The organism is Stenotrophomonas rhizophila, from assembly GCF_001704155.1.
Lineage (GTDB): Bacteria > Pseudomonadota > Gammaproteobacteria > Xanthomonadales > Xanthomonadaceae > Stenotrophomonas > Stenotrophomonas rhizophila_A.
Genome location: NZ_CP016294.1, coordinates 3,604,801 through 3,617,425, shown reverse-complemented (window position 1 = coordinate 3,617,425; position 12,625 = coordinate 3,604,801). Strand labels below are relative to the sequence as shown.

General features: G+C 66.8%; 10 protein-coding genes. 2 read left to right on the top strand and 8 right to left on the bottom strand.

The genetic code is table 11. The features are described 5' to 3' along the window. Positions 1–66: 66 nt before the first annotated feature. Positions 67–2,244 carry a ferric-rhodotorulic acid/ferric-coprogen receptor FhuE gene (gene fhuE, locus BAY15_RS16120; protein ID WP_068854797.1) on the bottom strand — a complete coding sequence of 726 codons (2,178 nt, stop codon included), beginning with the start codon at positions 2,242–2,244 and terminating at the stop codon, positions 67–69. Positions 2,245–2,555: 311 nt separating this feature from the next. Between fhuE and BAY15_RS16115 the strand changes: the two genes are divergently transcribed. Both BAY15_RS16115 and BAY15_RS16110 read left to right on the top strand, forming a co-directional pair. After that, a complete protein-coding gene (locus BAY15_RS16115; protein WP_068854008.1) occupies positions 2,556–3,035 on the top strand; it encodes a VOC family protein in 480 nt (159 codons plus the stop codon). A 48-nt stretch (positions 3,036–3,083) separates the two neighbouring features. Next, on the top strand, positions 3,084–3,962 hold the full coding sequence (locus tag BAY15_RS16110) for an EamA family transporter (RefSeq protein WP_068854007.1): 879 nt from the start codon (positions 3,084–3,086) through the stop codon (positions 3,960–3,962). Positions 3,963–3,999: 37 nt separating this feature from the next. On the opposite strand, the gene betA is transcribed toward BAY15_RS16110, so the two are convergent. The 7 genes from betA to BAY15_RS16075 form a co-directional block, all read right to left on the bottom strand. Further along, positions 4,000–5,670 (bottom strand): choline dehydrogenase, encoded by a 1,671-nt coding sequence (gene betA, locus BAY15_RS16105; RefSeq protein WP_068854006.1) that lies wholly within the window; start codon positions 5,668–5,670, stop codon positions 4,000–4,002. Positions 5,671–5,695: 25 nt separating this feature from the next. Beyond that, positions 5,696–7,168, bottom strand: coding sequence for a betaine-aldehyde dehydrogenase (gene betB / locus BAY15_RS16100; protein ID WP_068854005.1), 1,473 nt, complete (start codon positions 7,166–7,168; stop codon positions 5,696–5,698). 37 nt (positions 7,169–7,205) lie between these two features. Next, a complete protein-coding gene (gene betT / locus BAY15_RS16095) occupies positions 7,206–9,185 on the bottom strand; it encodes a choline BCCT transporter BetT (protein WP_068854004.1) in 1,980 nt (659 codons plus the stop codon). 80 nt (positions 9,186–9,265) lie between these two features. Further along, a complete protein-coding gene (locus tag BAY15_RS16090) occupies positions 9,266–10,003 on the bottom strand; it encodes an endonuclease/exonuclease/phosphatase family protein (protein WP_176472599.1) in 738 nt (245 codons plus the stop codon). Between the two features lie 53 nt (positions 10,004–10,056). Further along, positions 10,057–10,887: a thiol:disulfide interchange protein DsbA/DsbL gene (locus BAY15_RS16085; protein WP_068854002.1), complete on the bottom strand. Its 831-nt coding sequence runs from the start codon at positions 10,885–10,887 to the stop codon at positions 10,057–10,059. Between the two features lie 106 nt (positions 10,888–10,993). Next, the gene (locus BAY15_RS16080; protein WP_068854001.1) at positions 10,994–11,641 is read right to left on the bottom strand and encodes a thiol:disulfide interchange protein DsbA/DsbL; all 648 of its coding nucleotides are present in this window, start codon (positions 11,639–11,641) and stop codon (positions 10,994–10,996) included. 108 nt (positions 11,642–11,749) lie between these two features. Then, a complete protein-coding gene (locus BAY15_RS16075; protein ID WP_068854000.1) occupies positions 11,750–12,550 on the bottom strand; it encodes a c-type cytochrome in 801 nt (266 codons plus the stop codon). Positions 12,551–12,625: the final 75 nt, after the last annotated feature.

The window sequence follows — 12,625 nt, the reverse complement described above, 5'->3', positions numbered from 1 at the left end:
GAAAGCCGGGCTTGGCCCGGCTTTCTGCTTGTTACCGGCCACCCCGACCAACGGTCGGGTGCTACCTCAGAACGACCAGGTGAAGGTGATCGAGCCGTTGCGGCCGTCGCCGTAGGCACCGTAGCCGTTGATCTGCGAGAAGTATTCCTTGTCCAGCAGATTGTTGAGGTTGGCCTGCACGCTGAACTGCGGGGCCAGGCGGTAGCGCACGAAGGCACTGACCAGCGCGTAGCTCTCCTGCTCGATGCGGCCGTAGGCCGGCACCGGGTAGTAGATGCCGTTCTGCCAGTTCACGCCGCCACCGACGGTCAGGTCGCTCAGCGCCTGCGGGGTGTAGCTGGTGAACAGCTTGATGGTGGTCTGCGGCAGGTTGGTGTTGATGTCCGCGCCGTTGATGTCCTTGGCCACGTAACGCGAGGCACCGAAGGTACCGTTCCAGCCCGGGGCCAGTTCACCGTTCAGTTCCAGCTCGAAACCTCGGCTGACGGTGCCGCGTGCGCCGATGTAGGCAAACTCGCCCGGACGCGACGGAATCGGCTCATTGGTGATCTGGGCCACGTTGTCCTGTTCGATGCGGAACACGGCCAGAGAGGCGTTCAGACGGTTGTCGAACCAGGCGGCCTTGACGCCGACTTCGTAGCTCTTGCCGTCAACCGGATCGAGGTAGGTCGCGTTGCGGTCGCGCGCGGTCTGCGGCTGGAAGATCTCGGTGTACGCCGCGTAGGTGGTCCAGGTGTCGTTGAGGTCGTAGACCAGGCCCGCATAAGGCGTGGTTTCCTTGTGCGAACGATCCGAGCCTTCGCCCTCGCTCTTCCAGTCGGTGTACCGCGCGCCGAGGATCAGCTTGAGCGGATCGGCCAAGGACAGACGGGTAGCGGCGTAGCCGGCCTTCTGGGTGATGGTGCCTTCGCTCTGCAGCGGCAGTGTGCCCACCCAGTTCGGTTCGGAAATGTCACCGTTCCAGCCGAGGTAGCTGCTGAAGGGATCCCAGGGCAGGCCGGGGCCACCGACCTGGTAGTCACCGTAGTTGGCGTAGTCGCGCTTGTTGTAGCTCAGCCCGGCCATGACCTTGTGTTCCTGGTCGAACAGCTGGAACGGACCTTCCACGTAACCGTCGACGGCGTCGACCTTGCGCTCGGTGTTGTAGAAGCCGGCCGACGGGGACACGCCGGCACCGGTCACCGGGTCGAACAGCGAGGCACCGCTCACCCAGTCGTTGTATGCCGGGTAGAACAGCTTATCGTCGGCCTTGGTTTCGTCATGGGTCGCGCCGATGCGGACCTTCCAGTCATTGGCAAAGCCGTGTTCCAGCGTGGCGAACGCGCGCTTGCTGGTGGTGTCCCAGTAGGTCCACTTGGCGGCCGAGTTGAAGGTCTTGTCATACGGGGTCGGGCTGCCGTCCGAGAACAGCATCGGGAAGCCGCCCCAGGTGGCGCCGTTGGCGCGCTTCTGCTGGTAGTCGTAGCCCACGCTCAGCTGCGTGTCCGGGGTCAGGTCGGCATCGATCACCGCATAGCCCAGCGTCTTGTGCTGGTCGTAGCGGTCCATCTGAGATTCGGTATCGAGGTAGCTGCCGATCACGCGCGCGCGCACCGAACCGCTGGCATTCAGCGGGGTGGTCACATCCACGGTGCTGCGGGTGCGGCCCCAGCTGCCGACGTTGACCGACACGCTGCCGGTCAGTTCGGCGCTGTCGGCGTGCTTGCGGATCAGGTTGACCGACGCCGACGGGTTGCCCGCGCCGGTCAGCAGGCCGGTGGCGCCACGCACCACTTCTACGCGGTCGTACAGGGCCAGGTCCAGGCCGGAATCGCCGTAGCTCCAGTTCTGCACCATCTGGGTGGGCAGGTTGTCGTACTGGTAGCTGTCGATATAGAACCCGCGCGAGTAGAACTCGGTGCGCTCGGTATCGGACTGGGTGCTGCTCACGCCGGTGGTGTTGGCCAGCACGTCGATGATGTCATCAAGGTTCTGGTCCTCGATGCGCTGGTGGCTGATGATGCTGATCGACTGCGGGATCTCGCGCGGGGCGAGGTCGAAGCGGGTAGCGGCCGAGGTCTTGCGAACCGAATAGCCTTCGGCGCGCTCGCCCTTGACCACGATCTTGTCCAGCGTGGTGGCGTCGGCGCCGATGTCCTGCGCGAAGGCGGGAGCCGCAGCCAGGGTGGCCAAGGCGATCAACAGCGCCTGCGGCAGGCGGCCTTGCGGCAAGGTGCGGGACGGCAGAGCGGAAGTACGGGTCATCAGCGTTTCCTGGGCGGCGGCGCGCACCAGGCGGCCATCCTCGGATGCCGGGCGCTGCAGTCAAAGTGGGGGCAGTACGCGGCTGGCGGGTGCCGTGAAAACAGGCACGGGCGTTGGCAACTGATCGCCGCTGCGCCTCCCTGGCGCGAACGGGATCTCATTATGGTAATGCGAATCAGTCCTATCCGCAATGTCTACCGGTCGCAAGTGGGGGGTGGGTCCCGATCAAGGGTCCGGACCTACCAGCGCTTAACATCGGCGGGCCTACCGTTGGTCTCACCCGGGCCGGAGCCCGATCCCAGGAAACGGTGATGATCGCCAAGAACACCCTGTGCCTCTGGTATGACGGGACCGCCGAAGAAGCGTCGGCGTTTTACGCAGCCACCTTCCCAGACAGTTCGGTGCAGGCCGTGCACCGCGCGCCCTCCGACTTTCCCGGCGGCAAAAAGGGCGATGTGCTGACCGTGGAGTTCACTGTGGTCGGCATTCCCTGCATCGGCTTGAACGGCGGGCCGGCGTTCAAGCACAGCGAGGCGTTCTCTTTCCAGATCGCCACCGACGACCAGGCCGAGACCGACCGCCTCTGGAATGCCATCGTAGGCAACGGTGGCCAGGAGAGCGATTGCGGCTGGTGCAAGGACAAGTGGGGGCTTTCCTGGCAGATCACCCCGCGCGTGCTGACCGAGGCGTTCAACAGCACCGACCCGGCCGTGGCCAAACGTGCCTTCGAGGCGATGATGACCATGAAGAAGATCGACGTGGCCAGGATCGAGGCGGCAGTGCGCGGGTAACGACACGGCAGGTATCTCGCAACGTGTGCCTGGGCGTATCCTCGCGCGATGACTACGTCGCGCCTCTCCACGCTGTTCCCCGTCCTGGCCGTGCTCGGCTCGGTCACTTCGCTTGCCGTGGGTACCTCGTTCGCCAAGGATCTGTTCCCGGTGATCGGCGCGCAGGGCACCAGCGCGCTGCGCGTGGGCTTCTCCGCACTGGTGCTGCTGGCGGTGTTCCGGCCGTGGCGCTGGACCACCACGCGCGCCGATGCGGGCGCGATCTTCCGCTACGGCATCACCCTGGGGGTGATGAATCTGCTGTTCTACATGGCGCTGCGCACGATTCCGTTCGGCATCGCGGTGGCCATCGAATTCTGCGGTCCGCTGGCGGTCGCGATGTGGTCCTCGCGGCGCCCGATCGATTTCGTCTGGGTGGGGTGTGCGGCCGCCGGCCTGCTGCTGTTGCTGCCGCTGGGCCACGGCGAGCCGCTGGACCTGACCGGTGTGCTGTACGCGCTGGGCGCGGCGGTGTGCTGGGCGCTGTACATCATCTTCGGCAAGCGTGCCGGCCACCTGCCGGCCGGGCATACGGTCTCGCTGGGCATGTGTGCGGCGGCGCTGGTGGTGGTGCCGGTGGGCGTGGCGCATGCGGGCATGGCGCTGCTGGACCCGAAGATCCTGCTGTTCGGGCTGGGCGTGGCGGTGGTCTCCAGCGCGATTCCGATGTCATTGGAGATGGCGGCGTTGAAGCGCTTGCCGAAGGAAACCTTCGGCATCCTGATCAGCATGGAACCGGCGGTGGCTGCACTGCTGGCGATGGGTCTGCTGGCCGAGCACCTCACGCCCCTGCAGTGGGCGGCGATCGGCTGCACGGTGCTGGCGTCGGTGGGGAGCACGTTGACGGCAAACCGGCGGCCGCCGGCGCTGCCCGACCCGGCGGGATGAATCCAATGGTTAGCCGATCGGGCACGCATTTTGTGCATCAGCCGCGCACCGGCGCGTCGCCGGCCACGTAGTACGTGGCCGTGCTGCGCGGCAACGGCTCGCGGCCCCGGATGCGGTCGGCGATCTTCTCGGCAATCATGATCGTGGTCGCATTGAGGTTGCCGGTGATGATGCGCGGCATGATCGAGGCGTCCACCACGCGCAGGCCCTGCATGCCATGCACGCGGCCCTGGCCGTCCACCACGCTCATCGCATCGGTGCCCATCGCGCATGAGCACGACGGGTGGTAGGCGGTTTCGGCACGGGCACGCACGAAGGCATCCAGCTCCGCATCGGTGCGGCAGTCGGCGCTGGGGCTGATCTCGCGGCCGCGGTATTCGTCCAGCGCGGGCTGGGCGATGATCTCGCGGGTGATCCGGATCGCATCGCGGAACTCCTGCCAGTCCTGGTCGGTGGACTGGTAGTTGAACAGGATGGACGGATGCTGGTGGGGGTCCAGCGAACGCGCATGCACGCGGCCACGGCTGGGCGTGCGCATCGACCCGACATGCGCCTGGAAGCCGTGTTCCTTCACCGCGTTGGTGCCGTTGTAATTGATCGCCACTGGCAGGAAGTGGTACTGGATGTTGGGCCAGGCGAAGTCGTCACGGGTGCGGATGAAGCCGCCGGCCTCGAACTGGTTGCTGGCGCCGATCCCGGTGCCGGCGAACAGCCATTCGGCGCCGATCGCCGGCTGGTTCCACCACTGCAGCGCCGGGTACAGCGACACCGGCTTGGTGCAGGCGTACTGCATGTACACCTCAAGATGATCCTGCAGGTTTTCCCCAACGCCGGGCAGGTCGTGCACCAGCGGCACGCCGAGCGCGGCCAGCAATGCGGGCGCGCCCACGCCGGAGCGCTGCAGGATCTGCGGTGAGGCGATCGCGCCGGCGCACAGCAGCACCTCGCGCCGGGCCTCGACATCGATCGGTTCGGCGCTTCCGCCGGCCAGGTAGCGCACGCCCACCGCGCGCTTGCCGTCGAACAGGATGCGATCGGTGGTGGCGTGGGTGACGATCTCCAGCCCGGGACGGCCCTTGGCCATGTCCAGGTAGCCGCGCGCAGTACTGGAGCGGCGCCCGCGCGGGGTCACGGTGCGGTCCATCGGGCCGAAGCCTTCCTGCTGGTAGCCGTTGAGGTCGTCGGTGCGCGGGTAGCCGGCCTGTACGCCGGCCTCCACCATGGCGTGGAACAGCACGTTGTTGTCGTTCTTCGGGGTGGCCACGCTGACCGGGCCATCGCCGCCGTGGTAATCGTTGGGCCCGATGTCGCGGGTTTCGGCCTTGCGGAAGTAGGGCAGCACGTCCAGGTAGCTCCAGTCCTCCAGCCCATCGAAGGTGGCCCACTGGTCGAAATCCAGCGCGTTGCCGCGGATGTAGCACATGCCGTTGATCAGCGAGGAGCCGCCCAGGCCCTTGCCGCGCCCACATTCCATGCGCCGGTTGTCCATGTGCGGTTCCGGCTCGGTTTCATAGGCCCAGTTGTAGCGCCGGCCCTGCAGCGGGTAAGCCAGCGCGGCCGGCATCTGGGTGCGGAAATCGAGGCGGTAGTCCGGGCCGCCGGCTTCCAGCAGCAGCACGCTCACCCCGGCGTCTTCGGTGAGGCGCGCGGCCAGCGTGTTGCCGGCCGAACCGGCGCCGATGATGATGTAGTCGTACTCGCGTTTCATCGCGGGGGTCTCCTGGTCAGGCCGGTCAGAACACCGACGCGTAGCGGTCCAGTTCGATCTGGACGGATTTGGTGCGGGTGTAGGCACGCAGCGTGGCCAGGCCGTTCTCGCGGCCCACGCCGGACTGCTTGTAGCCGCCCACCGGCATCGTGGCCGGCGATTCGCCCCAGCAGTTGACCCAGCAGATGCCCGCTTCCAGGCGGTGGATCAACCGGTGTGCGCGGCTCAGGTCCGGTGTCACCACGCCGGCCGCAAGGCCGTAGTCGGTGGCATTGGCGCGACGGATCGCCTCGTCTTCATCTTCATAGGTCAACAGGCTGAGCACCGGCCCGAAGATCTCTTCGCGCACGATGGCCATGTCGTCGCGGCAATCGCTGAAGATGGTCGGGGCTACATAGCAGCCCTTGCCCAGCGCGCCGTCGGTAAGGCGCTCGCCACCGCATACCAGGCGCGCGCCTTCTGTCTTGCCGCTCTCGATGTGCGCCAGCACCCGGCGCATGTGCGCGGCGCTGACCAGTGGGCCGAAGTTGGTGTCTTCGGCCAGCGGATCGCCGATGCGGATACGGGCCACGCGTTCGCGCAGCGCCTGCTCGACATCGGCCTGCAGGGCGTGCGGTACGAACACGCGGGTGCCGTTGGTGCAGACCTGCCCGGAGCTGTAGAAGTTGGCCATCATCGCCACATCGGCGGCCAGGTCGATATCCGCATCGGCGCAGATGATCAGCGCCGACTTGCCGCCCAGCTCCATGGTCACCTCCTTGAGCGTGGAACTGGACGCGCTGGCCATCACCTTGCGCCCGGTGGCGGTGCCGCCGGTGAAGGAGATCTTCTCGATGCCGTGGTGTTCGGTCAGTGCGGTGCCGACCCCGGCGCCATCGCCGGGCAGTACGTTGAACACGCCATCGGGCAGGCCGGCTTCGGTGAAGATTTCGGCCAGCTTCAGCGCGGTCAGCGGGGTCACTTCGCTGGGCTTGAAGATCATCGCATTGCCCGCCGCGAGCGCAGGGGCCGCCTTCCACAGCGCGATCTGGATCGGGTAATTCCAGGCCCCGATCGCGCCGACCACGCCCAACGGTTCCTGCCGTGTGTAGAAGAAGCTGCCTTCGCGCAACGGCACCTGGCTGCCTTCCAGCCCGTGCATCACCCCGGCGTAGTACTCCAGCACGTCCGCGCCGGTGACGATGTCCACGCTGCGGGTTTCGCTCAGCGGTTTGCCGGTGTTGAGGCTTTCCAGTTCGGCCAGGTCGTCGTTGCGTTCGCGCAGCAATGCCACCGCGCGCAGCAGGATGCGCGAGCGCTCCACCGTGGTGAGCGCGGCCCAGGCCTTCTGGCCGGCATGGGCGCTTTCCACCGCGGCATCCAGGTCGTCGCTGTTGGCGCTGTGCACGTTGGCCAGCACCTCGCCGTTGGCCGGGTTGACCACCTCGAAGGTGCGGTTGCCCTGCGAGGCCACAGGGCGGCCGCCGATGTACAGCAGCTGGTCGGGGAAGGTGGGCATGTCGATGACTCCTGTTTGCGTCGGGAGACCAGCGGGTTCAACGGGTCAGATGCAGGAACTGCAGGTGGCGCTCGTACTGGTCGATGATGTCGTTGATGATCTGCTGGCGGCTGTAGCCGACCAGCTCGTAATCCTGTCCACCTTCATAGAGGTGCACTTCGGCGCGGTAGTAGCGCTGGTTGCGGAAGCGCTGCGCGGCGAACGAAGGGGTGAGGTAGCCTTTCATCACCACCTGGTAGGTGAACACCTGCTGCTCGCCATGGTCCACGGTGAGCTGCATGTCGCCTGGCTCGAAGCGGGTTTCCACGTCCAGCCCCTTGTCGCGCAGCTGCGCGGCCACGGCCTCAAGCGCTGGGCGCACTTCTTCATCCATGAAGCGGTACACCTCGTCGCGTGCCGGGAAGTGCACGGCCTGGGTGATGCGCTGGCGCCAGCCACGCTGGTGCCGTGATTGCCCCACCACGGGAATGGGCGAGTATTGCGAGGCTTTCTTCCGCTGCGATTCCTCGCCCAATGCACGGGTCAGCCCCCACAGCATCAACAGCAGCACCACCGAGAACGGCAACGAGGCGAGCACCACCGCCGATTTGAGCGCATCCATGCTGCCGGCCAGCAGCAGCCCGGCGGTAACCAGCGCGGTCATCACCCCCCAGAACACCCGCAACCAGCGCGGGCCATCTTCCTCCGGCAGGCCGCCGTGCGAGGACAGGGTGGACAGCACCACGGTGCCCGAATCGGCCGAGGTCACGAAGAAGATGAAGCTCACGATCACCGTCACGGTGATCACCGCGCGGCTCCACGGGTAGTTGTCCAGCAGCGCGTACAGCACGGTCGGCGGGTTATCCACGGCCATCTGCGCCAGGTGCTCCTGGCCGTGGTGCAGCACCTGGTCCAGCGCGCTGTTGCCGAAGATCGACAGCCACGCCAGGGTGAAGCCGAGCGGGATCAGCAGCACGCCGAACACGAATTCACGGATGGTCCGCCCGCGCGAAATGCGGGCGATGAACAGCCCCACGAACGGCGCCCAGCCGATCCACCAGGCCCAGTAGAACACCGTCCAGTTGCCCAGCCAGTCGGCGCGGCCGCCGTAGGCATACACGTCGAAACTCTTGCCCACCACATTGCCCAGGTAATCGCCCAGGTTCTGCATGAAGGTGCTGAGCAGGTACTGGGTGGGGCCGGCGAACAGCATGAACAGCAGCAGCGCGATGGCCAGCAGCATGTTGATGTCCGACATCCAGCGCACACCCTTCTCCACGCCGGACACCGCCACGATGATCGCCGCGCCCATCATCAGCGCGATCAGCGCCACCTGCACCCACGGCGCGTGCGGGATCGGCAGCAGCACGTTCAGGCCGGCATTGAGGTGCAGCACGCCAAAGCCCATGTCCGCGCCGATGCCGAACACGGTGGCCACGATGCCCAGCGCATCCACGGTGTAACCGATGGGGCCGTTGATGCGCTTGCCGATCAGCGGGTACAGCGCCGACCGCAGCGCCAGTGGCAGGTTGTGGCGGTACGCGAAGTAGGCCAGCGCCATCGCCGCCAGCGCGAACACGCCCCAGCCGTGCAGGCCCCAGTGCAGGAACAGCAGCTGCATGGCCTGGCGCGCGCCGGCTTCGCCACCACCCACGCCACCTTGTGGCGGCTGCAGGTAATGGGTGAGCGGTTCGGACACGCAGAAGAAGAACAGCGTGATGCTGATCCCGGCCGCGAACAGCATGCCGGCCCAAGAGAGATAGCTGAACTCCGGCTCGTCATGGTCCGCGCCCAGTTTCACCTGGCCGTAGCCGGACAGTGCCACGCCGACCACGAAGACCAGGTACACGGTCATTGCCAGCAGGTAGTACCAGCCCACGTTGCGCGACGCCCAGGTCTGCGCTTCCAGCAGCAGCACGCCGGACGAAATGGGAAACGCGGTGACCAGAATGGCGAATGCCGCCACGATCGTGGCGGCAAGCAGGAAGACCGGTCGAAGCGTGCGCACCTCGCTGGGAGGCGTCTCCACGATGTTCATGGATGAAGGGGCTCACGGTGCCGTTGCCGGCAGACCCCACGCATTAGCGCATACGCGCTGTGGACATCCCGTTTACGCGGTCAGCGCAGGGCGTCGCTCGGCACGTCGATCTCCATGGCCAGTGCCAGGTGATCGGAAAACGCCGCCGGTACCGCTTCGGCACTGCGTTGCTGCAGGCCGCTGCTGAGCAGGATGTGGTCGATGGCCCGGTCCGGCCGCCAGCTCGGGAAGGTGGGTACCGCGCAGCCGGGCGGTTGCAGGTTGGTCTTCTGGTACAGCACCTGCATTTCCGGGCGTTCGGCCAGGCAGTTGAAGTCGCCCATCAGCACCGCGTTGGAATGCTCGGACAACAGATCGGCGATGAAGGCCAGCTGCGACATGCGCGAGTTGGTGCCCAGCGACAGGTGCGCCACCGCGACCGCCAGGCCCTCGTTGCCATCGCCGAACTTGGCCAGCAGCACGCCGCGCCCGCCGATCCGGCCGGGCAGGGCATGGTCCTGGACTTCCACCGGTTCCAGCCGGCTCAGCAGGCCGTTGGCACTGGAGGCCACCCCGCCCATGCGGCGGTTGGGTTGGTGGCTCCAGTAATTGAAGCCGGCGCGCTCGGCCAGGTAGTGGGTCTGGTTGGTGAAGCCCGAGCGCAGGCTGCCGGGGTCGGCCTCCTGCAAACCGACGATGTCGTGACCGCGGGCCAGCTGGGCGATGGCGTCCAGGCTGGTCCGCTTGCGCCCCGCCGGCAGCGCATGCGACCAGCTGCGGGTCACGTAGTCGCTGTAGCGGCGGGTGCTGGAGCCGGCCTGGATGTTGGCCGTCAGCAGGCGCAGGGTCCGCGTGTTGGGGGAAGTCACGACGGTCGCTTGCTCTTGGATGCTCAGTTGCCCTTGGCGGCGCGTTCGCGGGCGATCAGGTGATCGGCGATGCGCAGCATGTCCGGGAAGCTCTTGCCCTTGACCAGGTACTTGCCGTTGACGATCACCGACGGCGTGCCGGTGATCTGGCTGCGCTGGGCGAACTGCTTGGCGGCACTGGTCTTGGCGCTCACCGCGAAGCTCGACATGGTGGCTTCGAACTGCTTGGCATCGGCGCCGTGCTTGGCATAGAAGGCAGCGATGTCCTGCACCGAATCACGGCCGCGCTCGCCCTTCAGGGCCTGGTCGACGTGGATGGCCTTGTACAGCGCTTCGTGGGTCTTGTCTTCCAGGTTCAGCGCCTGTGCGGCGTAGAAGGCCTTGGCGTAGTCATCCCAGGTGCCGCCGAACATGGCCGGCACGTAGACGAAGTTCACATCGCTCGGCAGGCCGGCTTTCCACGGCCCGATCAGCGGCTGGAACGCGGCGCAGGCCGGGCAGACGAAGCCGAAGACTTCGGCCACTTCGATCTTGCCGGTGGCCGGCTGGAACGGCTTGCCGTTGGCGATGACCACGTAGTCGGCGCCTTCCACGGGCGCCGGACCGGTCGGCTGCGAGGAAGCCGGTGCCGGGGCCGGGGTGGTGGCTTCGGCAGCGGCGGTCTCGGCGGCGGCGGTTTCGCCGCTGGCGGCCGGTGCGGCCTCGGTCGGGGCCGGGGCGGTTTCAGCCGCCGGGGTGCTGGTCGGCGCAGCCGGTTCGGTCGGCGTGGCGGTGTTGGCGGTGCCGTCCTGCGCCTTGCAGGCGGCCAGGATCGGCAGCAGGGCCATGAGCATGAGGGCGAAACGGGTCTTCATCGAAGCGTCTCCAGCAGAGCATGTTGGGGCCGGCGCGTCGGGCGCCGGCCAGGGGGGAATGATGACACGCGGCCGCCGGGGCGCCGCGTGCAGGGTGCGTGACGGTTCAGCGAGCCTTCGCGGCGCGTTCGCGGGCGATCAGGGCATCGGCGTTGCGCAGCATGCTTTCGAAGGACGTGCCCTTGACCAGGTACTTGCCGTTGACGATCAGCGACGGGGTGCCCTGCACCTTGACCCGCTGCGCGAAGGATTTGGCCACGGCCAGCTTTGCCTCCACTTCATCGCTCTTCAGCGCGGTGGTGAACTGCTGTTCGGTCACGCCGTAGTCCTTGTAGAAGCCGGCCAGCTCCGTGGGCGATACGTTGGACAGGGGCAGCGAGCCCTTTTCATGCAGTGCATCGAACATCGCCACATGGCTGCGCTTGGCCACGCCCAGCTGATCGGCGGCGTAGTAGGCGCGGGCATAGGAATCCCAGTAGCCGCCGAACACGGCCGGCACCGGCGTGAAGCGCACATCCTTGGGCAGCTTCTTCTGCCAGGCCTGCAGCAGCGGCTCGAAGTGGGCGCAGTGCGGGCAGGTGTAGCCGAACACCTCGGCCACTTCGATCTTGCCGGCCAGCGGCGCAAGCGGGCCGGCTGCCTGGATCACCTCGTAATCCTTGCCTTCCACCAGTGCGGCGGGGGCAGGCGCGGCCAGTACGGACAGGGGGCTCAGGGCCAGCAGCAACAGCATCAGGCGGGGCATCAACGTCATCTACATCCATCTCCATCAGAAAAAACAACGCCGGCCCAGTGCCGGCGTGGCAGTGAACATAACCCGCCGCCTGGGCGGGGCGCATCTGTCATCGGTCCCGGACAGCCGTCATTGGCGTGCACCACCCACGACCGAACGCGGCGCGGCGGTGGCCACGTCATCGGCGCGGTTGTGCAGGCCCTGCAGGTAGCTCCCCAGTGCCTGGATTTCCTGCTCGGTCAGCGACTTGGCAATGGTGGCCATGATCTGGAAGTGCGCCTTGTCGGTCTGTTGGGTCACGCCCGCCTGGTACTCCTGCAGCCGCCGCGCCACATACGAGGCGTGCTGGCCGCCCACGTGCGGGTAGGCCGGGCCCGGGTTGCCGGCCCCGGTGGGGCCGTGGCAGGCCATGCACGCCGGAATGCCACGCTGGGCATCGCCGCCGCGGTAGAGCTGCTGGCCGATTTCGTAGAACTTCTTGTCCTTGTAGGGACCTTCGGCCACCAGGCTGTCATCGGCAAGCCCGGCGCTGGCCTTCTGCGTTGCGAAATACGCACCGATGTCGCGCATGTCCTGCGGGCTGAGGTCCTGCACGAACGGCACCATCGCCGCCGATGCCCCCGACGTGCGCTGGCCGTTGGCGATCAGGGCCATCTGCTGCGAAGAGTAGCGCTCGCTCTGGCCGGCGATGCTGGGGTACATCTCCACGGTCGAGTTGCCATCGGCCGAGTGGCACGCCGCGCACGCGGCAGCCTTGGTCTGGCCCGCCTTGGCATCGCCCCACGTGGTCTTGCTGAAATCGACTTCGAGCGACGCCGTCCTCACCGGCGTGTTGTCCGGCAGCGGAGTCACTGCGGTCTGGGCATAGGCAACAGCGGCGAGCAACGATACAGCGACAGCGGAAACGGCAAGAACGCGAGCATGGCGCATGCGGAAGCTCCGTGTGGACCGGCCTGGCGTGTGCAGGCTGCACACGCGGGGATCGCCCGATTATCCATGCCGTTT